The sequence below is a fragment of the Sedimenticola thiotaurini genome (genome assembly GCF_001007875.1).
In the GTDB taxonomy this organism is placed as follows: domain Bacteria; phylum Pseudomonadota; class Gammaproteobacteria; order Chromatiales; family Chromatiaceae; genus Sedimenticola; species Sedimenticola thiotaurini.
This window is the reverse complement of sequence record NZ_CP011412.1, coordinates 70,419-94,913: the sequence shown is the minus strand read 5'-3', so window position 1 is coordinate 94,913 and position 24,495 is coordinate 70,419. Positions and strand designations below refer to the sequence as shown.

Here is a 24,495-nt window from a genome sequence, read left to right as displayed (position 1 = left end):
TAGCTTCAAGGGGTGATTTGCGGTGAATGTGCGTTATTCCATCGGACAGATGGCCAGAATCAGCAACAGCAAAGTACAGACTATCCGTTACTATGAGCAGATCGGTCTGCTGCCCGCACCGGAACGGACCCCGGGCAACCAGCGCATCTATCGTCAGGCTCACCTGGATCGGCTGGGATTTATCCGTCACAGCCGTGAACTGGGCTTCTCCCTGGAGCAGATCAAGGAGATCCTGGCCCTGAGCGACGATCCCGGCCAACCCTGTGCAACTGTGGATCAGATCGCACGCCGCCACCTGCTGGAGGTGGAATCCCGGATTGAGCGGTTACAGAGTATGGGCAGGGAGCTGAAGCGGATGCTCAACCAGTGCAGCGGCAACAAGGTGGCGGACTGCCGCATTATCGAGGCACTATCCAATCATCAGTTCAGCCGGCCGGACGAGCCGGTCTCCGACCGCAAACCGCCGCCCCCGCACCGGTCTGCCTAGACCGGCAGCCCCAGCAATGCCTGGATGGCAATGGAGGTGGCTCCGGAACGGTTATCCACCTGGAGCTTGGGATAGATCTGTTCCAGGTGCTTGTTGACGGTGCGGGGACTGAGTGAAAGCAGTTCACCGATTTCCCGATTGGTTTTCCCATGGGCCACCCACAGCAGCACCTCCGCCTCGCGCCGGGTGATGGGCAGAGCGTTCCCCAACAGATCCGCATCCATCAGCAGGTCATGGCCGACGATACGCAGCAGATGTTCATCACTGTCAACGGCCTTGAAATAACGGATCGTCAGGGGCTTCCCGGAGGTCTGCACCACCAGATCATGCTTGATCTCATCACCGGTGATCCAGGCTTTCAAGGCGGCGCTGAAGGGACTGCTGTTATCCCGGTAATCGATCCCGTTTCCGTTCAGCAGTTCGCGGGTTTCCGGTGTGGCCCACAAGCTCTCCCCGGCGCTGTTGACCGCCAGCACGAACTGTTTCGCCACATCCAGTGCCGCCCGGGCATTCTCAATCATGTTAGCGCTGTTGACGTGTGTCCGGATACGGGCCAGCAGCTCTTCCGGCTTGATCGGCTTGGTGATGTAGTCGTTACCACCGTGTTCAAAGGCCCGCACAATATGCTCCACCTCGGTCAAACCGGTCATGAAGATCACCGGCAGCAGGGGCAGGGATTGACGCATCTGCTTGCAGCACGCATACCCATCCATCACCGGCATCACGGCATCCATCAGTACCACGTCCGGTTTGATCTGCGCCACAATATCCAGCGCCTGCTGGCCATTGAGTGCCACCAGCACGGTATACCCCGCCTGGTTGAGCGCACTGTTGATCATGCCCAGGGAGTCTGGTGAGTCATCCACCACCAGTACAATCGGATTACTGTTATCAAGCGCCATAACTCAACCCCTTGATCGCCTGGGTCATGCCGTCAAAGTCACACAGTTCGGCCCGGGACTTCAGGTACTGTAGAAATTCAGAATCGATATTGGCTTTTTCCATAGCATCCAGTTTCTCCAATATGCCGTTCAGATAACCGATCTTGGCCATCGAGATCAGGCCTTCAATATCCGTGTTGGATGGTAACTTGTTGGCCACCGGTGGCGACCGCTTGGCGCTCTCCCGCCCGACGCTCGCCGGTTCATCATGCAGCCAGTCGATATGCATGCACTTCTCCATCTTCTCCAGCAGTGTCTCCAGGCGTACCGGCTTGATCAGGTATTCATCATGCAGGTCACTGACCATCTCGGCCCGGTGATCCTCAATGGCGTTACCGGACAGCATGAAGATGGGGGCCTGGACTTGCATCTCCCGTAACCGGGCAGCCAGCGTCCAGCCGTCGGTGATCGGCATATGGACATCCAGCAGGTACAGGTCAAAGTTTTTTTGCGCCGCCATCTGCAGGGCAAATTCGGCGTTATAGGCTTCCAGCACCTCAAACCCCAGGGGGGTCAGGAAGTCCCCGATCAATGCCCGATGACTCGGCTCATCATCCACCACCAGTACTCGCTTGCGTTGACCCCCATACCCCCGGATCCGTTTCGACGGCACCGCCAGCGCCTTGGGGGCATGTATCACCGGCAGCATGAGTGACAGGGTGAACACGGTTCCCTGGCCATATTCACTCTGCAGATCCAGGTCCCCGCCCATCAGGTTGGTAAGCAGGCGCGATATGGTCAGGCCGAGCCCGGTGCCACTGACAAACTGGGTCTGTTCGTCCCGGACGCGCTCAAATGGGTTGAAAATATTGTCCAGGTGTTCCGCTTTTATCCCCACACCGGTATCACTGACAATGAACCTGGCCACTTCGTTACGATAACTGACCTGCAGCGACACCTGACCCTCACGGGTGAACTTCACCGCATTGGAGAGCAGGTTCATCAGAATCTGGCGCAGCCGTTTTTCATCCGCCAGGATATAGTCCGGCAGGTCGCTCTCACAGCGATATTGGAAAGCGAGATTTTTCGCCCGCGCCTGAATATCAAACATCTCCACCAACTGCTGGATCAGGGAGCGCAGGTTGACCTGATCACGGTGCAGATCCAGGCGGCGTGCCTCGATCTTGGAGATCTCCAGCAGCCCCTCGATGACGTCGGCCAGATGCTCCCCGCCCCGCTGAATGACCGCTGCCGCCCGTTTGTTGCGGTCCGGCAGCTTGTCGTCTGCCTCCAGCAACTGGGCATATCCGAGAATGGTATTCAAGGGTGTGCGCAGCTCATGGCTTACCCCCGAGAGATAGCGACTCTTGGCCTGGTTGGCCGCCACCGCCGCCTCCTTGGCGTCCTGCAGTTTTTTATAGGTCTTGTCGTGGGCCTCCACCTCCTGGCTGAGCAGTTCGGTCCGCTGCTGCGACTCATCCAGGGCGTTCCGCTTGCTGTTTTGTGCCAGCACGTAGAGCCAGATCAGCACGCCCGCCACGATAATCAGCAGAAAAAAGGTCTTGAACAGGGCATTGCCCACCAGGACAGCGGCCTGAACCGAGCTGTAATCCAGGGAGAAGTAGACCAGGGTAAACAGCCCCGCAATCAGGGTCGCCGTGACCAGCAATATCACCAGAAAATGCCCCACCGTGGAGTGCAGTCGCTCCACCCAGACATCCGGTAACCACCGGCTCAACAGATTAAACGTCTGTACCCCCATGTGGGCATCCGGCCGACAGCGATCCTGGCAACTGGAATCCAGGGCGCAGCAGAGGGAACAGATGGGACCCCGGCAGGCCGGACAGCTGCTCATATCTTCCGGTTCAAAGCTGTTTTCGCAAATCGAGCAGACCAGCTCTTCCCGGGTTCCCAGCAGCTCATTCGGTCTTGCCAGGTAGTAACGTCCACCGGTCGCCCAGGCAATCAGGGGCGCCGTAATGAAGGGGGTGAACAGCGCCACAAAGGGTGACAACGCCTTGAAGGTCGGACCCAGCAGCTCCAGTTGGCCGGCGATGCCCAGGGTCGATGCGATCAGCATGGAGCCGACCCCGACCGGATTAATGTCATAGAGATGGCCCCGTTTGAACTCAATCTCCGGGGGTCGCAGACCGAGTGGCCGGTTGATCGCCAGATCCGCCACCAGGGAACCGACCCAGGCCAACACCAGGGGCGAGAAGATGATCAGGATGGTCTCAAAGGCGTGATACAGACCCAGTTCCATCAGAAGCAAGGCGATCGCCACGTTGAAAAACAGCCAGACAATGCGCCCCGGATGGTTGTGGGTGACCCGGGAGAAAAAGTTCGACCACGCCAGTGAACCGGCGTAGGCGTTGGTCACATTGATCTTTAACTGGGAAATAATCACGAAGGCGGACACCAGCACCAGTGCCAGTTCCGGGTTGTGGGTGATATAGCTGAACGCCACCAGGTACATGTGGGTGGGATCATCCGCCAGCTCCAGCGCCACCCCCTGCCGGTAGGCCAGCACCGCCAGGAAAGAGCCGGCGAACAGTTTGATCAGACCGAACAGACTCCAGCCGGGGCCGGACAGGGTCAGCGCCAGCCACCACTTTCCGGAGTTGGCCTCCTCCTTGGGCAGAAAGCGCAGATAGTCCACCTGCTCGGCATTCTGTGCCATCAGTGGAAAGATCACCGCTGCCGCCGCCCCAAAAAGCAGCAGATCAAACGACTCGCCGGCCTGCCCGTCCACAGCGGCGAACTGGCTCCAGGTCAGTACCGCATCGGTATGGTGGTAGATGATGAACACCAGCGGTGCCACCTGAAGCACGATCCAGATCGGTTGGGTCCAGAGCTGGAAACGGCTGATGCGTGTGATGCCGTGGGTCACCAGGGGAATAACCAGCAAGGCACTGATCACATAGGCCCAGGCCAGGGGAATATCGAACAGCAGCTGCAGCGCCATGGACATGATGGACGCTTCCAGGGCAAAGAATATAAATGTGAACGAGGCGTAAATCAGCGACGATACGGTGGATCCGATATAGCCGAAGCCGGCCCCGCGGGTGAGCAGATCCACATCCAGCCCCGACTTGGCCGCGTGGTAGCAGATGGGCAGGCCACATAAAAAGATCAGCACGCAGACCACCAGGATGGCCCAGGCGGAATTGACGAAACCGTACTGCAGGGTGATCGCGCCCCCGATCGCCTCCAGGGCCAGAAAGGCCACAATGCCCAGCGCGGTGTTGGCAATCCGCACATCAGACCACTTGCGCGCCCGCGAAGCGATATAGCGGAGAGCAAAATCCTCCATCGTTTCGTTGGCAACCCACTGGTTGTAACGTCGCTTGGTGGGAACTACCCGTTGATCCATCGCCATAATCCAAACATATCTGCCACCCCTGCCCCATGAACGTGCATGCCACGCCCAACACCCGCTATCACGCACCATTCCGGTGCAGACCGGCGCCCTTCAGGCTCGGCAGTCTGCCGGTTATACGTCATTTGACGTACCCCTATGGGTCCTTCGCCGAATAGTTATCGGGAATTAGCCGCGCAATACTGGCAGCACGTAAAAAACGTCACTCAGGTGATAGCAATTCCAGTGCCAAACCTTAAACAGGAGCAACACCTATATGAACAAGCGTCCCGTAAAAAACCTCGTGCTGTCTCTTGCCGTGGCTGCCGCCTGCCTCGGTAACGCCCAGGCCGCCGACACTATCAAGGTCGGTATCCTGCACTCCCTGTCCGGAACCATGGCGATCAGTGAGACCACGCTGAAGGACACCATGCTCATGCTGATTGAAGAGCAGAACAAAAAAGGCGGACTGCTGGGCAAGCAGCTCGAGCCGGTGGTGGTGGATCCCGCCTCCAACTGGCCTCTGTTTGCCGAGAAGGCCCGTGAGCTGATCAGCAAACATCAGGTCGCCGCCATTTTCGGCAACTGGACCTCGGTATCACGTAAATCGGTGTTGCCGGTGGTTGAGGAGCTGAACGGATTGCTGTTCTATCCGGTGCAGTACGAGGCGGAAGAGTCCTCCAAGAATGTGTTCTATACCGGTGCGGCACCCAACCAACAGGCCATCCCGGCGGTCGATTACCTGATGAACGAAGTGGGTGTGAAACGTTGGGTGCTGGCCGGCACCGACTATGTCTATCCCCGCACCACCAACAAGATCCTGGAGGCCTATCTGAAATCCAAGGGTGTGGCGGACGACGACATCATGATCAACTACACCCCGTTCGGTCACTCCGACTGGCAGTCGATCATCTCTGAAATCAAGAAGTTCGGTTCCACCGGCGCCAAAACCGCGGTGGTCTCCACCATTAACGGCGACGCCAACGTACCGTTCTACAAGGAGCTGGGCAACCAGGGCATCTCGGCCGAGGACATCCCGGTAGTGGCCTTCTCCGTGGGAGAAGAGGAGCTCTCCGGCATCGACACCAAACCCCTGGTGGGTCACCTGGCCGCCTGGAACTACTTCATGAGTGTGGATGCCCCCTCCAACGACGCCTTTATCGAGAAGTGGCAGACATTCATCAAAAACGAGGACCGGGTCACCAACGATCCCATGGAGGCCCATTACATCGGTTTCAACATGTGGGTGAAAGCGGTTGAAAAGGCCGGCACCACCGATTCCGACGCCGTCCAGGAAGCCATTATCGGCGTCACCGTACCCAACCTGACCGGCGGTGTCTCCGCCATGATGCCGAACCACCATATCACTAAACCGGTCCTGATCGGCGAGATCCAGGACGACGGTCAGTTTGATGTGGTCTGGAAAACATCCGGCCTGGTAGCCGGCGACGCCTGGTCCGATTTCCTGCCCGGCTCCAAGGACATCATCTCCGACTGGAGAGCCCCCTTGAGCTGCGGTAACTACAACGTAAAAACGGCCAAGTGCTCAGGCCAGAACTACGAGTAAACCGACTTTCAACAAATGACCTCCTGCTTGTTAGCAAGCAATTTAAGCCGGCCCTGCCGGGCCGGCATTTTTTAACCAACGAGGACGTGTCCTTCACTCCGTTCCGGATTGATCAGACACGTTTTAGTTTACTGGTCACACAGCTATGCATATGACACGGCTAACTCACTGGTTGCTGCTGACGCTATGCCTGGTGGCACTGCAGCCAGCAGTGGCGGCCCCAGCCGCTCCTGATAACCTGCTGAACCAGGCGACCGAACTGCTTAAATCGGGCAGTTTCGACGACAAGTCCCGGGCCGTATCACTGTTGGCCGAGGATGCCGGCAAATCGGCCCTGACACTGCTGAACACCCTGCTCGACGGTCAACTCTATTACGTCAAGAAAGATAAACGTATCGTCATCGTCAGCAAACAGGATAAAGGCTATCTGATCAGCGACCCGCTTACCGGAACAGAACTCGGCGTTGTCGGTAAAAGGAAGGTGAAGAAGATCGCGGTGAACAACAGTCTGCGCAGCCAGATCCGCAGCGCCCTGGCGGTGATGGACCTGCACAGTCCCGATGCGGACAAACGGCTCCAGGCGGTCAACCAGCTGATCGATCACCCCGACAGTGAAAATGCGCGCCGCATCGAACCCCTGCTCAGTCAGGAGCAGGACCCGGATGTGCGCGAAGCGATGGAGATCGTGATCGCCCTGGGTCACCTGGTCTCCGAGGACAAGAGTGAACGCATGGCTGCGGTGGACGCACTGGCGGGCAGCATCCATCCGGCAGTAAGAAACGGCCTGATCAAACTGCAACAGACAACCGAAGACCGGGAGTTTGCCGCCACCATCCAACAGGCCCTGAACAAGATCGATTTCCGGCTGCAGATCTACAGCGTCATTGAGAACATCTTTTTCGGTCTCAGTCTCGGCTCGGTGCTGGTACTCGCGGCCATCGGCCTGGCCATCACCTTTGGCGTCATGGGGGTCATCAATATGGCCCACGGTGAGCTGATCATGATCGGCGCCTATACCACCTACGTGATCCAGCTGCTGCTGCCCGATCAGATCGGCATCTCGGTACTGGTTGCCATACCGGCTGCCTTTATCGTCTCCGGCCTGGTGGGCGTAGCCATAGAACGGGGCGTAATCCGCTTTCTCTATGGCCGCTCCCTGGAGACCCTGCTGGCCACCTTCGGTATCAGCCTGATCCTGCAGCAGACCGTGCGCTCCATCTTCTCGCCCCTGAACCGCTCCGTCGAGACACCGGCCTGGATGAGCGGCACCTGGGAGATCAACAGCGCCCTGTCACTCACCCTGAACCGGCTCTACATCATCCTCTTCTGCCTGCTGGTGTTCGCGGCCCTGTTCATGGTGCTCAAGAAAACCACCCTCGGGCTGCAGGTGCGGGCCGTCTCCCAGAATCGCGCCATGGCCCGGGCCATGGGGGTACGCTCCGAGTGGGTGGATGCCATGACCTTTGGACTCGGCTCCGGCATTGCCGGGGTAGCCGGGGTGGCCCTGAGCCAGCTCACCAACGTAGGCCCGAACCTGGGGCAGTCCTACATCATCGACAGCTTCATGGTGGTGGTGTTCGGCGGTGTCGGCAATCTCTGGGGCACCCTGGTCAGTGGCATGAGCCTGGGAGTCGCCAACAAATTCCTGGAACCCTGGTCCGGTGCGGTGCTGGCCAAAATCCTGGTGCTGGTATTCATCATTCTCTTTATCCAGAAACGGCCCCGGGGACTCTTCCCCCAGAAAGGCCGTGCAGCGGAGGGTTGATCCATGGGTATTGTCAATCTTCTGAAAAACGATCGCGGCGGACAGGTGTTCCTCTCCCTGCTTCTGCTGGCGGCGGTGTTGGCCCCCCTGCTGAACCTGTTGGTGCCGGAGAGCAGCCCGCTGCATGTCAGCACCTACACCATCACCCTGCTGGGCAAGTATCTCTCCTTCGCGCTGCTGGCCATCGCGGTGGACCTGGCCTGGGGTTACCTGGGCATCCTCAGCCTCGGACACGGCGCCTTCTTCGCCCTCGGCGGCTACGCCATGGGTATGTACCTGATGCGCCAGATCGGTGAACGGGGCGTTTATGGCGACCCGGTTCTGCCGGACTTCATGGTGTTTCTGAACTGGGACAGCCTGCCCTGGTTCTGGTACGGCTTCGACATGTTCTGGTTTGCCATGCTGATGGTGATGCTTGCACCGGGTCTGCTCGCCTTCGTATTCGGCTGGCTGGCGTTCCGCTCCAGGGTTACCGGGGTCTATCTCTCCATCATCACCCAGGCGCTCACCTATGCTCTGATGCTGGCTTTTTTCCGCAACGAGATGGGCTTTGGCGGCAACAACGGGCTGACCGACTTCAAGGACATTCTGGGCTTCAGTCTGCAGGAGGATAGCACCCGTATTGTGCTATACCTTGTGACAGTGCTGGCGTTGGGTGCCGGTTATATCGCCTGCCGTGCCGTGGTTAGCTCACGCCTTGGCCGGGTGGCAGTGGCTATCCGGGACGCCGAGGATCGTACCCGTTTCGTCGGCTACAAGGTGGAGCATGTCAAGCTGGCCATCTTCACCTTCTCGGCGGTGCTGGCCGGTATCGCCGGGGCGCTCTATGTACCCCAGGTGGGCATTATCAATCCGGGCGAGTTCTCACCGCTCAACTCCATCGAGATCGTCATCTGGGTGGCGGTGGGTGGACGGGCCACCCTGTTTGGCGCCGCCGCCGGCGCCCTGATGGTCAACTATGGCAAATCCTACTTCACCGCCGCGCTGCCGGAAGTATGGCTGTTTGCCCTGGGCTCGCTGTTTGTCCTGGTGACCCTCTTCCTGCCCAAGGGGGTGATCGGTCTGCTGAAGAACAGGAAAGGGGCTGAATCATGAATGCACTGGATAACCTGCGCGAAACCATGCGTCCCGACCGGGTGTTTGACTTCATGCTGCAGACCCGCGGTCTGGAGGTGGACATCAGCCATGGGAACATCCTTTACCTGGAGGATATCTCGGTCAGCTTCGATGGTTTCAAGGCGATCAACGATCTCAATCTCTATATCGAAGCAGGCGAGTTGCGCTGCATTATCGGTCCCAACGGTGCGGGCAAAACCACCATGATGGACATCATCACCGGTAAAACCCGACCCGACCGGGGCAGCGCCTATTTCGGCCAGAACATCGACCTGCTGCACCTGAGCGAACCGGAGATATCCCAGGTCGGCATCGGCCGCAAGTTCCAGAAACCGACCGTCTTCGAGTATCACAGCGTGTTCGAGAACCTGGAACTCTCCATGGCCGGAGACAAACGGGTCTGGGCGATCCTGACCGCCAGACTCAGTGCTGAACAGCGCGACTTTATCGACGAGGTGCTGGAGATCATCGGCCTGCAGGCAGAGGCCAGGCAACTCGCCGGATCCCTCTCCCACGGCCAGAAGCAGTGGCTGGAGATCGGCATGCTGCTGATGCAGAACCCCAAACTGCTGCTGGTGGATGAGCCGGTGGCCGGCATGACCCATCAGGAGATGGATCGCACCGCCGAGCTGCTCACCTCCCTGGCCGGACAGCACACGGTGGTGGTGGTGGAGCACGACATGGACTTTGTCCGTTCCATTGCCCGCAAGGTGACCGTACTGCACCAGGGCAGTGTGCTGGCGGAGGGCAGCATGGACGAAGTGCAAAATGACCCCCGCGTGGTCGAGGTCTATTTAGGTGAATGAGATGCTGCAGATAGAACAACTCAATCAATACTATGGCCAGTCCCACACCCTGTGGGATCTGGACCTGCAGGTGCCGGAAGGCACCTGCACCTGCCTGATGGGACGTAACGGCGTGGGCAAGACCACCCTGCTGCAGTGTGTGATGGGGCTGCTGCCCATCAGATCGGGGGAGATCCGCTTTGCCGGAAACAACCTCAACAAACAGATCGCCGAGCGGCGCGCCCCCCTGGGAATCGGCTACGTTCCCCAGGGTCGCCAGACCTTCCCCATGCTCACCGTGGAGGAGAACCTGCGCATTGGATTGCCGGCCCGAAAGGACAAGGCAAAACAGATCCCGCCGTTCATCTTCGAACTGTTCCCGGTACTCAAGGAGATGCTGGGTCGCAAAGGGGGGGACCTGTCCGGTGGACAGCAGCAACAACTGGTGATCGGTCGCGCCCTGGTGCTCGACCCCAAGCTGCTGATCCTGGATGAACCGACCGAGGGTATCCAGCCCAATATTGTGCAGGAGATCGGTGACATCATCCTGCGCCTCAATCGTGAGATCGGACTGACCGTGCTGCTGGTGGAGCAGAAGCTCCCGTTCGCCCGCAAGGTGGCGGATCGCTTCTGCATTCTGGACCGGGGTCGCCACGTGGCCGCGGGCGAGATGGGGCAGTTGGATGACGAGCTGATTCGTCAATACCTGACGGTTTAAGACAGAGGGAAAATCATCATGCAGTTACCGCACACCCGACCCACCACCGCCATGCCCCGGCGTAGCGTCGTGGCCATCCGCTGCCACAGGAGATGCGGCTGAAGATGTCCTCCCTGGCCGAACAGCACGAGGCAGGTTGGTACGCCAGGCTGCAGCTCGGTTTTCAACGCCGACCGGGGCGGACGGTGTTGGCGGAACGCACCCGCCAGGGTCCGCTGGCGGTTCAGCGCAGCTTTTATCCGGAGGGTGATCTCTGCCACGTCTATCTGCTCCATCCCCCCGGTGGTGTGGCCGGCGGTGATCAGCTGAATATTAATATCCACGTGGCGGAACAGGCAGCGGCCCTGATCACCACACCGGGCGCCACCAAGTTCTACCGCTCTGTCGGCCCCATGGCCCGCCAGCAACAGCAGATAACCGTGGAAGGGGGCTGCCTGGAGTGGCTGCCCCAGGAGAATATCATCTTCCCCGGCGCCCGGGCCGAACTGGCCACCCGGGTCGATCTGCACGGCGATGCCCGCTTTATCGGCTGGGAGATCAACTGCCTGGGACGCCCGGTGGTGGATGAGCAGTTCAATCACGGCAGTGCCAGCTTTGCCTGTCACCTGTTCCGTGACGGTCTCCCCCTGCTGCACGAACGGCAGCTGATCGACACTGAACAGGCGCTGGCGGCGGCCGCCGGACTGCGCAACCAGCCGGTGCTGGGCACCCTCTATGCAACGCTGGCAGAGCGGAGTCTGCTGGAAAAACTGCGCGCAACCATTCCACTCCGGGATCAGCACGCCATCGGCCTCACCCTGGTGGACGATCTGTTTATCGCCCGTTACCTGGGCGACTCAACCGAAACGGCCCGGCGACTCTTTATTGAGATCTGGAAAATTCTCAGGCCCGTGGTGGTCAATCGGCCACCCAGTGAACCGCGCATCTGGAACACCTAATCCCGTAGGAGCATCCCATGGAACTCACCCCAAGAGAAAAAGACAAACTGCTGCTCTTTACCGCCGGCCTGCTTGCCGAACGACGCATGGCGAAAGGGCTGAAACTCAACTACCCGGAAGCGACCGCCTATATCAGCGCGGCCATTCTGGAGGGTGCCCGGGAGGGCAAGAGCGTGGCCGAACTGATGGATTATGGCCGCACCCTGCTGACCGGTGATGATGTGATGGATGGAGTGGCCGAGATGATCCACGATGTCCAGGTGGAGGCCACCTTTCCGGACGGTACCAAGCTGGTCACGGTGCATGAACCCATTCTGCCCTCCGCCAGCGCGCCAGCGGGCGGACCGATCCCGGGAGAGGTGATTGCCGCTTCCGGTGAGCGCACCCTCAATGCGGGACGGGAGACTGTGACACTCTCGGTGGCCAATACCGGAGACCGCCCCATTCAGGTTGGCTCCCACTACCACTTTGCCGAGACCAACCCGGCCCTGCAGTTTGATCGTGACCAGGCGATGGGCTTTCGCCTCGACATTGCCGCCGGTACCGCAGTCCGCTTTGAACCGGGCCAGACCCGGGAGGTGACCCTGGTGGCCTATGCCGGTGAGCGAAAGGTGTTTGGTTTCAACGGAGAGGTTATGGGGGATCTGGACTGATGGCTAAGATAAGCAACCAGGCCTACGCGGAGATGTACGGCCCCACCACCGGCGACCGGGTCAGACTGGGTGATACCGAGCTGTTGATCCAGGTGGAACAGGACCACACCATCTATGGCGACGAGGTGAAATTCGGCGGTGGCAAGGTGATCCGGGACGGTATGGGCCAGAGTCAGCGACCCAGCCAGGAGGTGGTGGATACGGTGATCACCAACGCCCTGATCGTCGACCACTGGGGTATCGTCAAGGCGGACGTGGGGATCAAGAACGGACGTATCGCGGCCATCGGCAAGGCCGGCAATCCCGACGTACAACCGGGGGTCAATATCATCATCGGCCCGGCTACCGAAGCGATCGCCGGTGAAGGGAGCATCCTCACCGCCGGCGGGATCGACTCCCATATCCATTTCATCTGCCCCCAGCAGGTGGACGAAGCGCTGATGTCCGGCATCACCACCATGCTGGGTGGTGGAACCGGCCCCGCCACCGGTACCAACGCCACCACCTGTACACCGGGCCCCTGGCACATACACCGGATGCTGGAGGCGGCCGAGGCACTGCCCATGAACCTGGGTTATCTCGGCAAGGGCAACGCCAGCCTGCCCCAGGCATTGGAAGAGCAGGTCAGCGCCGGGGCCATCGGTCTCAAGCTGCATGAGGACTGGGGTACCACCCCGGCCGCCATCGACAACTGCCTTTCCGTGGCCGATGCCTTCGATGTACAGGTGGCCATCCATACCGATACCCTGAACGAATCCGGCTTTGTGGAGCACACCCTGAACGCCATGAAGGGGCGCACCATTCACACCTACCATACCGAGGGCGCCGGTGGTGGCCATGCCCCGGACATCATCAAGGCGTGCGGGCAGTCCAATGTTCTGCCCTCCTCCACCAACCCGACCCGGCCCTACACAGTCAACACGGTGGATGAACACCTGGACATGCTGATGGTCTGTCACCATCTCGATCCCAACATCGCCGAAGACGTGGCCTTTGCCGAGTCACGCATACGCCGTGAAACCATCGCCGCCGAGGATATTCTGCATGACCTGGGTGCCTTCTCCATGATCGCCTCCGATTCCCAGGCCATGGGACGCGTCGGCGAGGTGATCACCCGCACCTGGCAGACCGCCCACAAGATGAAGGTGCAGCGGGGCAGCCTGGCGGGTGACCCGGCACAGCACGACAACCTGCGGGTAAAGCGCTATATCGCCAAGTACACCATCAACCCGGCCATCACCCACGGGATCGCCCATGAAGTGGGTTCCGTGGAAGTGGGCAAGCTGGCCGACCTGGTGCTGTGGAAACCCGCATTCTTCGGTACCAAGCCGAGCCTGATCATCAAGGGTGGCATGATTGCCGCCGCCCCCATGGGTGATCCCAACGCATCGATCCCGACCCCCCAGCCGGTGCACTATCGCACCATGTTCGGTGCACTGGGTTCGGCCCGCCACGCCACCCGTATGACCTTCCTCTCCCAGGCCGGTTTCGAGGCGGATGTGGCGGGCGCACTGGCACTGAAATCCATGATCGGTGTGGTGCGTGACTGCCGCCAGGTGAGCAAGGCCGACATGCGGCTGAACGATTACCAACCGGTGATCGAGGTCGATCCCCAGACCTACCAGGTGAAGGCGGATGGCCAACTGCTGACCTGCGAACCGGCAACCGTACTGCCCATGGCGCAGAAATTTTTCCTCTTTTAAGGCTTGGCAGAACCATGATCAGACTGACCATCAAAACCGAACAGGTGGACCACATTGATACCACCCTCACCCTGCCACTGCATCAGCGGATCAGAAGCCGCCTGCGGGTGGTGCTTGATAACGGCCTGGAGGCCGGGCTGTTTCTCAACCGGGGAACCACTCTGAAGGATGGCGACCTGCTCTGCACCGAGGAAGGTTACAGCGTGCAGATCCGGGCGGCCAATGAATCGCTCTCCCAGGTCACCAGCCACGACCCCCATCTGCTGGCCAGGGCCTGCTATCACCTGGGTAATCGCCATGTCTCGATCCAGATCGAACCAACCTGTATCAGTTACCCCCATGACCACGTCCTGGATAAGATGCTGCGCGGCCTCGGCTTTACGGTAACCCATGCCGACGCCCCCTTCGAACCGGAGCCGGGGGCCTACGGCGGCAGTGCGGCGCAAGCACACAGCCATGGACATCAGCATGCCCATCACCACTAACGACTCCCTCGCCCCGCTGCGCCTGCTGCAACTGGTCAGTCCCTCCCTGCCGGTGGGCGCCTTCACCTACTCCCAGGGATTGGAGTGGGCCACGGAGTGTGGCTGGGTCGCTGATGAACAGACCCTGAAGAGGTGGATCGAAAGCCTGATGGAGAGCAGCATGGCCTATCTGGAACTACCGGTTCTCGCCCGGCTCTACCAGGCTGCAGCCACGAAAGACGCAGAGGCGCTGACCTACTGGAGTCACTACCTGGTGGCCAGCCGCGAAACCGCCGAGTTACGCCTGGAAGAGCGCAACCGGGGCCGAGCCATGGCATCCCTGCTGCCGGAACTGGGCATTCCGGTCAGTCAGGAGAACCTGCCCCTGTTCAGGCAGTGCCAACTGGCCGGTTTTGCCCAGGCGGCACAGCATTGGCAGATACCGTTAAAAGCGGCGGCCGCCGGTTACCTGTGGGGCTGGCTGGAGAGCATGACCCTGGCCGGAGTCAAGATCATCCCCCTGGGCCAGACCGCCGGCCAGCGGATCATCGCTTCATTGACCCTCCGGGTACCGGAGATCGTCCGCATCGGGCTGGACGTGGACGATGCGCAGATCGGTGCCTCCTGCACCGCCCAGGCCATTGCCAGCAGTCTGCATGAAACCCAATACACCCGAATCTATCGATCATGAGAGAACCAGACATGAATAATCCATCCCCGCTTCGCATTGGAGTCGGTGGCCCGGTGGGCTCCGGCAAGACCGCACTGCTGGAAGTACTCTGCAAGGCACTGCGTGACCGGTATCAGCTTGCCGTGGTCACCAACGACATCTACACCCAGGAGGACGCCCGCATCCTGATCGAGAGCGAAACCCTGGAGGCGGATAGAATCATCGGCGTGGAGACCGGTGGTTGTCCCCATACCGCCATCCGGGAAGACGCCTCCATGAACCTGGCGGCGGTTGAAGACCTGAGCAACCGTTTCCCGGACCTGGATGTGATCTTCATTGAAAGCGGCGGCGACAACCTGAGCGCCACCTTCAGTCCCGAACTGGCCGACCTCACCATCTACGTGCTGGACGTGGCCGAAGGGGAGAAGATGCCCCGCAAAGGCGGCCCCGGCATCACCCGCTCCGACCTGCTGATTATCAACAAGATCGACCTGGCTCCCTATGTGGGGGCATCACTCCAGGTGATGGAGGAGGACACCCTGAAGATGCGCAAGCAGAAACCCTTCGTCTTCACCAATATGAAAACCGGTCAGGGTCTGGATGAGATCATCGGCTTTATCGAACATGCCGGGATGTTGACCCCCCAGCCACAGCAGATCACTCGCCAATCTCCTGCAGTGCCATACTGATGTAGAGCTCCCGCAGACGCCGGCTGACCGGACCGGGTCGACCGTCACCCACCGGTTGACCGTCGATGCCCACCACCGGCATCACGAAGGTGGTGGCGGAGCTGATAAAGGCCTCGGCCGCATCCAGCGCCTCCGGCACGGTGAACGGGCGCTCCTGGATCTTCAGGTCGCTGGTACGGGCCAGCTCCAGCACCGCCTTGCGGGTAATCCCGGCGAGGATCTCGTTACCCAGCTGGCGGGTCACCAGGGTACCGTCCCGGGTAACGATATAGGCGTTGTTGGAACTCCCTTCGGTCACCTTGCCCGCTTCCACCAGCCAGGCGTCATCCGCCCCGGCCCGTTTCGCGATCATCTTCGCCATGCTTGGTGCCAGCAGACCGACGGTCTTGATATCGCGCCGCTTCCAGCGGATGTCCTCGGTGGTGATCACCCGGATACCCCGTTCCGCCTGGGGATTCTGCAACAGATTTTTCGACTGGGTGAACATCACCAGGGTGGGCTGGACCCCCTCCGGATAGGCAAAATCCCGATCGGCCACGCCCCGGGTCACCTGCAGGTAGACCAGTCCCTGCTGCACGTCGTTGCGCTCGATCAGCGCCTTCTGGATCGCCTCGATCTCCGCATCGCTGGCCGGCGCCGCCATCTCCAGTTCCGCCAGCGAACGGTGCAGACGGGCCAGGTGGCCGGCATTGTCCACCAGCCTGCCATGCAGTACCGAAGAGACCTCGTAGACGCCATCGGCAAACAGGAAGCCGCGATCGAATACCGATACCTTAGCCTCCTCTTCCGGTAGGTAGGCCCCATTCACATAGACGATTCGACTCATGACTTATCCTCACTAGCGCTAAATTGAAGTATTGGCGGTCAACCCCACAGGGCCGGCTCCGGCGGGTGGATCAGACCTTGTGCGAAATCGAGCCCGTGGGAACGGTCCCGCTCCAGCAACAGCGGGCCATCCAGGTCCACCACCGCCACCCCCTGGGCCACCAGCAGGGCCGGCGCCATGGCCAGGGAGGTGGCCAGCATGCAGCCGACCATGATCCGCATCCCCGCTGCCTCAGCGGCCTGGCGCAACGCCAGTGCCTCGCTCAGACCACCGCTCTTATCCAGTTTGATATTGACCATGTCGTAGCGACCCACCAGCGTCGCCAGCGACGCCCGGTCGTGGCAGGATTCGTCAGCACAGATCGGAACGGGTCGCTCCAATTCGGCCAGCACCCCGTCGTCACCCGCCGGCAGGGGCTGTTCAATCATCTCCACCCCCAGGCGCTGCAGCTCCGGGACGAAGCGCTGGTAGAGCTCGACTGTCCAGCCCTCGTTGGCATCCACGATCAGGCGCGCATCGGGCGCCCCGGCACGCACCGCGGCAACCCGCTCCAGGTCACCCGCGCCGGACAGCTTCAGTTTCAGCAACGGCCGCCAGGCGTTCGCCAGCGCCGCCTGACGCATCTTTTCCGGGCTATCCAGTGACAGGGTGTAGGCGGTCACCTGGGGAGTCATCGTCGCAACACCGGCCAGTGCCCAGGCGCGCTGCCCGGCCTGCTTCGCCGCCAGGTCCCAGAACGCGCAGTCCAGGGCGTTACGGGCGGCGCCGGGCGGCAGGCGCTGTTGCAGTCCCTGCCGGTCCAGACCATTGGCCAGGTCGTCCCGCAGGTCCAGAATCTGCTCCATCACGCTGTCGCAACTCTCGCCGTAGCGGGCGTAGGGAACACACTCACCCCGCCCCCGCTGCTCACCCGCATGCAACTCCACCGTCACCACCTCGGCCCGGGTCTTGCTGCCACGGGCGATGGTAAAGCTGCCCCGTATCGGCCAGGACTCCCGCTTGACGTGCAGGCTTACCACCGCGCCAGCTCATCCACGATCCGCTCCACGCCCTGGCGCACCGGATCCACCGTAGTCAGGCCGTAACGGGCCTCGGTCTCCTCCAGGTAGGCCTTGGCATCCGCCGGTGACAGTTTGGAGCTGTTCACGGCAATAGCCACGAAGCGGGCATCCGGGTTGGTCAGACGGGCGGTGCGCAGATTCGCCTCCATGCACTCGCCCAGTTCCGGCAGGGGAAAATCGGGCAGACCACGCATATGGGTGCGGGTCGGCTCGTGACAGAGCACCAGGGCATCCGGTTGGGCGCCGTGAATCAGGCCGGTGGTGACACCGGCGAAGGAGGCGTGAAACAGGGAGCCCTGCCCTTCGACGATATCCCAGTGATCGGGATCATTTTCCGGTGTCAGGGTCTCCACCGCACCGGAGATGAAGTCCGCCACCACCGCGTCCACCGGCACGCCACCACCGGCCACCAGAATCCCGGTCTGGCCGGTGGCACGGAAATCGGCCTTCATGCCACGCTGGCGCATCGCCTTCTCGATCGCCAGAGCGGTGTACATCTTGCCACAGGAGCAGTCGGTGCCCACCGGCAGCAGCCGCTTGCCGCTGCGCCGCACGCCGGTTGCCACCGGGAACTGGGTCGTTGGGTGGCGCACATCAAACAGGGTGCGCCCCAGACGGGCCGCCTTCTCCGCCAGGGCGGGGATTTCCGACAGCTGGTTGTGCAGACCAGCGGCAATATCCATGCCCTGCTCAAGGGCGTCCAGCATCACCTCGACCCAGGCATCGGAGATCACACCACCCCGGTTGGCGACGCCGATCACCAGGGTCCTGGCGCCGGCCCGGGCCGCCGCTTCCAAAGAGAGGTCGGGCAGGCCGAGATCGGCCTGGCAGCCGCTCATCCGGTACTGGCCGATCGCCTGTTCCGGCCGCCAGTCACAAATTCCCTGGGCCACCTTGGCCGCCAGGGCGTCCGCAGCATCACCCAGGAAGAGCAGATAGGGGGTCTGAATATGCATAGTTGAAGTCTCACCTGCTGCTGGGGCTCGGAACCACTCGCTCCGAACCACTGGTTCTCACCCTGACCCGGGGCCCGGTCCCTTCCGACCCACCCGGCCCCGTGTATGTCACACTGTGCGTTATAGCCTAGTTTTGCCCCACCCGTGCTGGCGGAATAGGCAAGCAAACATTGGCTGGCATTATTCTCCAGATGGAGAGCAAGATGTAACCAAATTACCGTCAAATCCGCGCTGTTTTTTAAACATAATTCGGTTATTGGAAAAATTTTAGCAGTTTATGTTCCGATCAGCTGTCCGACTCCGCCGGGATCAGGTACGGATCACCGCCCCGACAACCGTTCCAGGTGGGCATGCTTTCAGTGTCCCCCCTGCGAAACTACCCCGTCAGACTCGGTCGGGCGCACTATCCCCCGGAAATATTTCCCTACGGTCAAGCGGCACCGCCGGACTATCCCCCGAAAAAAAACTCCCTGAATTTTGAACGGATATCCGCCGGCCGATCCGTGCGAAACTTCCACTATGAAACTCAGCAACAGCTATGCCGAACTACCGGATCATTTCTACGCACCGGTACAAACCGATCCGTCCCCAAGTCCCCGCCTGCTCGCCTGGAATGGTCCACTGGCCAGCCAGCTCGGTCTGGATGAACTGGCACAGGATCGGGAGCGCCTGGCAGCGATCTTCGGTGGTAACCAGCCCCTGCCCGGCGGCAGGACCATCGCCCTGGCCTACGCCGGGCATCAGTTCGGAAACTTCGTGCCCCAACTGGGCGATGGACGGGCCGCCCTGCTGGCGGAGGCGATCAGCCCCGGGGATGGGCAGCGCTACGATATCCAGCTGAAGGGCTCCGGGCAGACCCCGTTCTCGCGCAACGGCGACGGCAAGTCGCCGCTGGGGCCGGTGATCCGGGAATACCTGGTGAGCGAGGCGATGCATCGACTGGGGGTGCCCACCACCCGATCCCTGGCGGCGGTGGCGACCGGCGAAGCGGTGTTCCGTGACCGGATGGAACCGGGCGGGCTGCTGACCCGGGTGGCCAGCAGCCATATCCGGGTCGGCACTTTCGAGCTGTTTGCTGCGCGGCACGACAACGCGGCCCTGCGCACACTGGTTGATTATGCGATCCAGCGCCACTATCCGGATAGCGCAACAGAGGCGCACCCGGTCGGCAGTTTCTACGCCGCCGTGGTCGACGCCCAGGCCCGTCTGGTGGCCCACTGGATGGCGGTCGGGTTCATCCACGGCGTGATGAATACCGACAACTGCGCCATCTCCGGCGAGACCCTGGATTACGGCCCCTGCGCTTTCCTGGACACCTTTCATATCGGCAAGGTGTTCAGCTCCATCGACCATCAGGGTCGCTACGCCTATGGCCGTCAGGCAGAGATGGCGCACTGGAACCTGGCCCGACTGGCCGAATGCCTGATGCTGATCGACGGGGAGCGGCAGGAGTACGAGGCCCGACTGGATCAATTCCAGGCCAGCTTCGAGGATCACTATTTCCAGCTGATGAGCCGCAAACTTGGTCTCACTCAACCGAACGGAGAAGACCGGGAACTGGTGACCGACTGGCTACAGCAGTTGCAGGATAATCAGTTGGACTATACCCGAAGCTTTCGCCAGCTTGCATCGAGGCTGGCCGCTGATGATACCCCCTGCTTCGGTGAGTTCGAGGCCCGCTGGTTACAGCGTATCGACCGGCAACCCGGCGGTCGGGAAAAGGCAGCCGCTCTGATGGCCGCGGCCAACCCCCTTTTCATCCCCCGCAATCACCAGGTGGAGCGGATCATTCGTGCCGCCTATGCGGGGGATCTGAGTCCTTTCCATGAGTTGCACCAGGTACTGTCGGCACCGTTCGATGAACACCCGGGGCTGGAGCACTATGCGGAACCACCCGCTGAAAACGAGCAGGTGCTGGCCACCTTTTGCGGGACCTGAACAGGCAGCTCCCCACTCTGCAGCCCATCACCAACCGTGGGGGTGGGCAGCTCTTTTCTGCCCACAGGGCGACCACCCCACAAGATGACTGCGTGGGCTAATTGAACTCTATGTGGATCAGACGTTGGCCAAAGCTTGGTCGATATCCCCGAGCAGATCATCCAGATCCTCCAGCCCCGCCGATAGTCGTACCAGCCCCTCGTTGATCAGGTGAGCAGCCCGCTCCTCCGGCGTATAGACCGAGTGGGTCATACTGGCCGGATGCTGGGCCAGGCTCTCTGCATCACCCAGGCTGACCGCACGGGTGATCAATTGCAGCGCGTTCATAAATCGGCAACCGGCCTCCAATCCCCCTTTCAACTCAAAGGCCACCATGCCACCCGGCGCGCTCATCTGGCGCTCGGCCAGCTCACGCTGCGGGAACGACGCCAGTCCCGGGAAGTGGCAAACCTCCACCTTGGGATGGTCTGCGATGAACTCAGCGATCCCTTGTGCATTCTGACAATGCCGGTCCATGCGCAGCGCCAGGGTCTTCAGGCCGCGCAGGACCAGGAAAGCGTCCTGGGACGAGAGCACCGCCCCGGTCATATCCTTGAGGCCGTAGAAGCGGACCTCGTCCAGCGACTCTTTCGGACCGACAATGGCGCCGGCAATCAGGTCGCCGTGTCCGCCCAGGTACTTGGTGGCGGAGTGCACTACGTAATCTGCCCCCAACTCCAGCGGTCGCTGCAGATAGGGGGTGCAGTAGGTGTTGTCCACCACCACTTTCGCATCATGGGATCGGGCGATAGTCGCCACCGCAGCTATATCCACCAACCGCATGTTGGGATTGGCCGGTGTCTCGAAAAAGATCAGCCGGGTCTTCTCACTGATCGCCCGGGCCAGATTGTCCGGTTCGGTTAGGTCAATATGGGTGATCTTGACCCCGAAACGGGCCAGTCCATGATTGAAATAGGCATAGGTGCAACCGTACAGCGTCTTATCCGCGATCACCTCGTCACCCGGCTTAAGCAGGGTCCAGAGTAACGAGGTCGTGGCCCCCATACCTGAGCCCGTCACCAGCGCCGCTTCCCCCCCTTCCAGCTCGGCAATGCGCTGCTCCAGCAGCGCCGTGGTCGGATTGCCGACCCGTGAATAAACATATCCAACCTGCTCGCCAGCGAAGCGTGCACTCCCGTCAGCCACGGTGGGGAAGGTGTAGGTTGAGCTCATGTAGACTGGCGGATTCAGGGCACCATCACCCGCGTAAGCATCGTAACCATGGTGAATCGCCCGGGTGCTGAAGCCCCGTCTGTCATCTGTTGATCTGCTCATATGTCTGCATTACTCCTCGGGTGCCACAGCGCGAATCGGGACGATGGAAAGAGTCACCGGCAGAAATACCGTTATCCTTGATCGCTCAACCCTCTATATGTGGTATCTTACTAATATAATTCGTTAATTACTGAGTTAATAAGTATATTGCTCGTTGGATAATATTTTCTATAAAAGAGTTTTCGGTAAACAGGGGGCCAAATGATGCTCGACCGAATTGACATCGAAATAATCAGGCTTTTGCAGAACAATGGTCGGCTCTCCAACAAGCAGATCGCCGCCGAGGTGGGGCTGGCCCCCTCCAGCGTGCACGAGCGGATGAAGCGACTGAGGGAGAACGGGGTGTTGACCGGCACCCATGCGGAGGTCGATCTGGCAAGTCTGGGGATCGGGCTGGAAGCGCTGTTCATGATCGAACTGGCAAAACACGGGCGGAGCACCGTCGACCGGTTCATGGATGATATGCTGGAAATACCCGAGGTACGCTCTGCACACCTGATCACCGGCCGTTACGACCTGGTGATCCACGTGGTGGTGCACGACACCCGGCATCTTAAAAACCTCGCCCTGGACCAGTTCACCAATCGCCCCGGTGTCACCCGTATCGAGACATCTATCATTTACGATACCCGGGTAAATCATCAACTGCCGGATCTGCGGAACCGCACTCCGCAGTAGCCCTTCCTACCTGACCGCATCTTCCCAGCCAAGACTGGCCTGATTACTGCTGCAGTTTTGTCCAGCCTCGCCCGATGTTTTGAGGAGGCATGCACAATCAATGGGTTAGGTGATCTGCCGGACACCAAACGATAACAACAGACACCCTGGCTTGGTGCATACCCATTGATACCGCACGAAACCAGTGCACGCGAACCAGCAATGGAGGATAAAACCATGCTTACCTTGAAAGACTGCGCAGATTTTTGCGACCTGTCCGAAGACGAACTCCTGGGCCTTCTCGGAGGTGCCGGCATGAGTCCGATTGAAGTCTGTGCAACGGTGCAACAATTTGCCGACACCCCGAGCGAATGCAGAAAGATGGTGGGCTTTTTACAGAGCTATCTGGAAAAAGTGGAAAGCAAGGGGGATACCAGGCGGGCTCACGAAGTACACGAAGCGATCGACCACTTCGTCTCAAACCACGCTATGATTTAGCCGACCCGGTTAATCCCCTCCAGGGGGATTAACCCGCGCCCCGGTTTACAGTTTTCCGCAAAAGGTAATGGCGCAGCTGCTGGCGAAGAGGCTGCGTCTGCACTGTTGGCCGCGGATCACTGTTACAGACTTACCCGAGGTATCAGTCGGCCTCCGTCGTCAGCTTTCTGACCAGTGTCTTGTAATCGATTTTGAGGATACGTGCCGCCTGGGCCTTATTGCCCTTTGTGTAATCCATGACACCGAGGATATGGTGCTGGATCATCTCAGAGAGGGGAACCGGCTCACCGGCGCGTATCCGGGTATTCCGGGTCGATGCGCAATCCGCAACCGACGGAACATTAAGCAGATAATCCAGGGTTATTTCCCGGGTATCCGCGGGCAGCAGTACAACCACTTCCTCGATAAAATTTTCCAACTCCCGGACATTTCCCGGCCATTTTCTGCTGGAGAGCCAGCTGATGGCTTCTGCCGAAAAACCCTGCGCGGCTCTGTTATGGATGGACGTGTAATAGCTCAGAAACTCATTCGCCAGTAGCGGGACATCGGCGGTACGCGCCCGCAACGGTGGCAACTTGTAACTGAGCACTTTCAGCCGGTGAAACAGATCCCGGCGGAAACGGCCCTCATTGACCAGTTGTTCCAGATCTTCATTGGTTGCGCTGACCAGACGAAAGTTGACATCAAACTCCCGGTTGGAACCCACAGGACGGATTTTACGCTCCTCGATAACACGCAACAGTTTCGCCTGGAGCTGCAAGGACATGGCATTGATTTCATCCAGAAACAGGGTTCCGCCATTGGCCTCGAACAGCAACCCTATCCTGTCCCCGTCGGCGCCGGTAAACGCACCCTCTTTGTGTCCGCAAAGCTCCGAATCAACCAGGTTATCCGCTATGGCTGCCATGTTGATCGCAACAAATGGCCCCTGCCCGGCATGTATGGCACGGGCCACCAACTCTTTACCGGTACCGCTCTCCCCGCAAAGCAACACATTTGCCTGTACATCCCGGACCTTCTCAATCCAGGCCCGCATCTCTTGTATCGGTTGTGAATTACCTTTTATGAATTCCAGCGGACACTGTTTGGGTTCATCACGACCAACCGTATCGACATGGGACGCCATATCCACCAGTGCGCCGTTGGACATATCTGAAAAATAGCTGCTGGATTGACCAGCGACAGATCGCAATCGTTGTCCGGTACTGTTATTTTTATTGGTAATTTTTTTACCGTACATAATTAAGGTACTCCTTGTTAAACCCGTTCCGTCTTTGTCTAAACGGATCTCTTCAATCAATTATTTTCTATAAACAGCGCTCTACTCTTTCCAGTCTTACCCCACTGCCTATTTTTCAGCAGAGCGCACTTGCCTGTTTTTTGTCGCCTCTTCTGCCGGCATCCCCAAGCGGTACCAACAGGGAACCAGCCCCAACCGTTACCCCATCCGG

The 24,495-nt window shown here is 60.0% G+C and carries 22 protein-coding genes; 15 read left to right on the top strand and 7 right to left on the bottom strand.

The window, feature by feature from the left end; translation table 11 throughout:
* The first annotated feature begins 22 nt into the window (after nt 1–22).
* A complete protein-coding gene (locus tag AAY24_RS00435; protein WP_335337195.1) occupies nt 23–487 on the top strand; it encodes a helix-turn-helix domain-containing protein in 465 nt (154 codons plus the stop codon).
* Here the strand turns inward: AAY24_RS00435 and AAY24_RS00430 are convergent.
* Together AAY24_RS00430 and AAY24_RS00425 are read right to left on the bottom strand one after the other, a co-directional pair.
* Nucleotides 484–1,389 (bottom strand): response regulator transcription factor, encoded by a 906-nt coding sequence (locus tag AAY24_RS00430; protein WP_046858002.1) that lies wholly within the window; start codon nt 1,387–1,389, stop codon nt 484–486. The genes AAY24_RS00435 and AAY24_RS00430 overlap by 4 nt on opposite strands.
* A complete protein-coding gene (locus AAY24_RS00425) occupies nt 1,379–4,741 on the bottom strand; it encodes an ATP-binding protein (protein ID WP_234422217.1) in 3,363 nt (1,120 codons plus the stop codon). The genes AAY24_RS00430 and AAY24_RS00425 overlap by 11 nt, the downstream gene beginning before the upstream one ends.
* A 262-nt stretch (nt 4,742–5,003) precedes the next feature.
* On the opposite strand from AAY24_RS00425, the gene urtA reads away from it, so the two are divergent.
* The 11 genes from urtA (at nt 5,004) to ureG (ending at nt 15,794) form a co-directional block, all read left to right on the top strand.
* Entirely contained in the window at nt 5,004–6,293 is a 1,290-nt protein-coding gene (urtA, locus tag AAY24_RS00420) for an urea ABC transporter substrate-binding protein (protein ID WP_046858000.1), read from the top strand.
* 151 nt (nt 6,294–6,444) lie between these two features.
* A complete protein-coding gene (gene urtB / locus AAY24_RS00415; RefSeq protein ID WP_046857999.1) occupies nt 6,445–8,058 on the top strand; it encodes an urea ABC transporter permease subunit UrtB in 1,614 nt (537 codons plus the stop codon).
* A 3-nt stretch (nt 8,059–8,061) separates the two neighbouring features.
* Nucleotides 8,062–9,153 (top strand): urea ABC transporter permease subunit UrtC, encoded by a 1,092-nt coding sequence (gene urtC / locus AAY24_RS00410; RefSeq protein WP_046857998.1) that lies wholly within the window; start codon nt 8,062–8,064, stop codon nt 9,151–9,153.
* On the top strand, nt 9,150–9,980 hold the full coding sequence (gene urtD, locus AAY24_RS00405) for an urea ABC transporter ATP-binding protein UrtD (RefSeq protein ID WP_046857997.1): 831 nt from the start codon (nt 9,150–9,152) through the stop codon (nt 9,978–9,980). Before urtC ends, urtD begins: the two co-directional genes overlap by 4 nt.
* A gap of 1 nt (nt 9,981) precedes the next feature.
* Nucleotides 9,982–10,677 (top strand): urea ABC transporter ATP-binding subunit UrtE, encoded by a 696-nt coding sequence (gene urtE / locus AAY24_RS00400; RefSeq protein WP_046857996.1) that lies wholly within the window; start codon nt 9,982–9,984, stop codon nt 10,675–10,677.
* Nucleotides 10,678–10,781: 104 nt separating this feature from the next.
* On the top strand, nt 10,782–11,615 hold the full coding sequence (locus AAY24_RS00395) for an urease accessory protein UreD (RefSeq protein ID WP_052761332.1): 834 nt from the start codon (nt 10,782–10,784) through the stop codon (nt 11,613–11,615).
* Between the two features lie 17 nt (nt 11,616–11,632).
* Complete coding sequence (gene ureA, locus AAY24_RS00390; RefSeq protein ID WP_046857994.1) at nt 11,633–12,268, top strand: urease subunit gamma; 636 nt, start codon at nt 11,633–11,635, stop codon at nt 12,266–12,268.
* Nucleotides 12,268–13,971, top strand: coding sequence for an urease subunit alpha (gene ureC / locus AAY24_RS00385; RefSeq protein ID WP_046857993.1), 1,704 nt, complete (start codon nt 12,268–12,270; stop codon nt 13,969–13,971). The genes ureA and ureC overlap by 1 nt, the downstream gene beginning before the upstream one ends.
* A 14-nt stretch (nt 13,972–13,985) precedes the next feature.
* Nucleotides 13,986–14,456: an urease accessory protein UreE gene (gene ureE / locus AAY24_RS00380; RefSeq protein ID WP_046857992.1), complete on the top strand. Its 471-nt coding sequence runs from the start codon at nt 13,986–13,988 to the stop codon at nt 14,454–14,456.
* Nucleotides 14,440–15,126: an urease accessory protein UreF gene (locus tag AAY24_RS00375; RefSeq protein ID WP_046860880.1), complete on the top strand. Its 687-nt coding sequence runs from the start codon at nt 14,440–14,442 to the stop codon at nt 15,124–15,126. Before ureE ends, AAY24_RS00375 begins: the two co-directional genes overlap by 17 nt.
* A gap of 11 nt (nt 15,127–15,137) precedes the next feature.
* Nucleotides 15,138–15,794, top strand: coding sequence for an urease accessory protein UreG (gene ureG / locus AAY24_RS00370; RefSeq protein WP_046857991.1), 657 nt, complete (start codon nt 15,138–15,140; stop codon nt 15,792–15,794).
* Here the strand turns inward: ureG and AAY24_RS00365 are convergent.
* Genes AAY24_RS00365 through dgcN form a run of 3 tightly spaced genes read right to left on the bottom strand, consistent with a single transcriptional unit; the run spans nt 15,763 to nt 18,637 of the window.
* Nucleotides 15,763–16,620 carry a D-amino-acid transaminase gene (locus AAY24_RS00365; RefSeq protein ID WP_046857990.1) on the bottom strand — a complete coding sequence of 286 codons (858 nt, stop codon included), beginning with the start codon at nt 16,618–16,620 and terminating at the stop codon, nt 15,763–15,765. The two genes, ureG and AAY24_RS00365, sit on opposite strands and share 32 nt — an antisense overlap.
* Before the next feature lie 38 nt (nt 16,621–16,658).
* Complete coding sequence (gene dgcA / locus AAY24_RS00360; protein ID WP_046857989.1) at nt 16,659–17,639, bottom strand: N-acetyl-D-Glu racemase DgcA; 981 nt, start codon at nt 17,637–17,639, stop codon at nt 16,659–16,661.
* Nucleotides 17,633–18,637: an N-acetyltransferase DgcN gene (dgcN, locus tag AAY24_RS00355; protein WP_046857988.1), complete on the bottom strand. Its 1,005-nt coding sequence runs from the start codon at nt 18,635–18,637 to the stop codon at nt 17,633–17,635. Before dgcN ends, dgcA begins: the two co-directional genes overlap by 7 nt.
* A gap of 519 nt (nt 18,638–19,156) precedes the next feature.
* Here dgcN and AAY24_RS00350 point away from each other — a divergent pair.
* Nucleotides 19,157–20,575, top strand: a complete 1,419-nt coding sequence (locus AAY24_RS00350; RefSeq protein WP_046857987.1) for a protein adenylyltransferase SelO — start codon at nt 19,157–19,159, stop codon at nt 20,573–20,575.
* A gap of 117 nt (nt 20,576–20,692) precedes the next feature.
* On the opposite strand, the gene AAY24_RS00345 is transcribed toward AAY24_RS00350, so the two are convergent.
* Nucleotides 20,693–21,889: a methionine gamma-lyase gene (locus AAY24_RS00345; protein WP_046857986.1), complete on the bottom strand. Its 1,197-nt coding sequence runs from the start codon at nt 21,887–21,889 to the stop codon at nt 20,693–20,695.
* Between the two features lie 201 nt (nt 21,890–22,090).
* Between AAY24_RS00345 and AAY24_RS00340 the strand changes: the two genes are divergently transcribed.
* Nucleotides 22,091–22,567: an Lrp/AsnC family transcriptional regulator gene (locus AAY24_RS00340; RefSeq protein WP_046857985.1), complete on the top strand. Its 477-nt coding sequence runs from the start codon at nt 22,091–22,093 to the stop codon at nt 22,565–22,567.
* A 216-nt stretch (nt 22,568–22,783) separates the two neighbouring features.
* Nucleotides 22,784–23,044, top strand: coding sequence for a hypothetical protein (locus AAY24_RS00335; RefSeq protein ID WP_046857984.1), 261 nt, complete (start codon nt 22,784–22,786; stop codon nt 23,042–23,044).
* Nucleotides 23,045–23,186: 142 nt separating this feature from the next.
* On the opposite strand, the gene AAY24_RS00330 is transcribed toward AAY24_RS00335, so the two are convergent.
* Nucleotides 23,187–24,284, bottom strand: a complete 1,098-nt coding sequence (locus AAY24_RS00330) for a sigma-54 interaction domain-containing protein (protein ID WP_052760962.1) — start codon at nt 24,282–24,284, stop codon at nt 23,187–23,189.
* Nucleotides 24,285–24,495 lie beyond the last annotated feature (211 nt).

Excerpts from the sequence above, each read along its gene's own strand:
- AAY24_RS00425 (WP_234422217.1), bottom strand. The coding sequence starts at position 4,741 with ATGGATCAACGGGTAGTTCCCACCAAGCGACGTTACAACCAGTGGGTT.
- urtA (WP_046858000.1), top strand. The coding sequence starts at position 5,004 with ATGAACAAGCGTCCCGTAAAAAACCTCGTGCTGTCTCTTGCCGTGGCT.
- AAY24_RS00330 (WP_052760962.1), bottom strand. The coding sequence starts at position 24,284 with ATGTACGGTAAAAAAATTACCAATAAAAATAACAGTACCGGACAACGA.
- AAY24_RS00365 (WP_046857990.1), bottom strand. The coding sequence starts at position 16,620 with ATGAGTCGAATCGTCTATGTGAATGGGGCCTACCTACCGGAAGAGGAG.
- urtC (WP_046857998.1), top strand. The coding sequence starts at position 8,062 with ATGGGTATTGTCAATCTTCTGAAAAACGATCGCGGCGGACAGGTGTTC.
- AAY24_RS00335 (WP_046857984.1), top strand. The coding sequence starts at position 22,784 with ATGCTTACCTTGAAAGACTGCGCAGATTTTTGCGACCTGTCCGAAGAC.
- urtD (WP_046857997.1), top strand. The coding sequence starts at position 9,150 with ATGAATGCACTGGATAACCTGCGCGAAACCATGCGTCCCGACCGGGTG.
- ureE (WP_046857992.1), top strand. The coding sequence starts at position 13,986 with ATGATCAGACTGACCATCAAAACCGAACAGGTGGACCACATTGATACC.
- AAY24_RS00375 (WP_046860880.1), top strand. The coding sequence starts at position 14,440 with ATGCCCATCACCACTAACGACTCCCTCGCCCCGCTGCGCCTGCTGCAA.
- urtB (WP_046857999.1), top strand. The coding sequence starts at position 6,445 with ATGACACGGCTAACTCACTGGTTGCTGCTGACGCTATGCCTGGTGGCA.
- ureC (WP_046857993.1), top strand. The coding sequence starts at position 12,268 with ATGGCTAAGATAAGCAACCAGGCCTACGCGGAGATGTACGGCCCCACC.
- AAY24_RS00340 (WP_046857985.1), top strand. The coding sequence starts at position 22,091 with ATGATGCTCGACCGAATTGACATCGAAATAATCAGGCTTTTGCAGAAC.
- urtE (WP_046857996.1), top strand. The coding sequence starts at position 9,982 with ATGCTGCAGATAGAACAACTCAATCAATACTATGGCCAGTCCCACACC.
- ureG (WP_046857991.1), top strand. The coding sequence starts at position 15,138 with ATGAATAATCCATCCCCGCTTCGCATTGGAGTCGGTGGCCCGGTGGGC.
- AAY24_RS00345 (WP_046857986.1), bottom strand. The coding sequence starts at position 21,889 with ATGAGCAGATCAACAGATGACAGACGGGGCTTCAGCACCCGGGCGATT.
- dgcN (WP_046857988.1), bottom strand. The coding sequence starts at position 18,637 with ATGCATATTCAGACCCCCTATCTGCTCTTCCTGGGTGATGCTGCGGAC.
- AAY24_RS00430 (WP_046858002.1), bottom strand. The coding sequence starts at position 1,389 with ATGGCGCTTGATAACAGTAATCCGATTGTACTGGTGGTGGATGACTCA.
- ureA (WP_046857994.1), top strand. The coding sequence starts at position 11,633 with ATGGAACTCACCCCAAGAGAAAAAGACAAACTGCTGCTCTTTACCGCC.
- AAY24_RS00395 (WP_052761332.1), top strand. The coding sequence starts at position 10,782 with ATGTCCTCCCTGGCCGAACAGCACGAGGCAGGTTGGTACGCCAGGCTG.
- AAY24_RS00350 (WP_046857987.1), top strand. The coding sequence starts at position 19,157 with ATGAAACTCAGCAACAGCTATGCCGAACTACCGGATCATTTCTACGCA.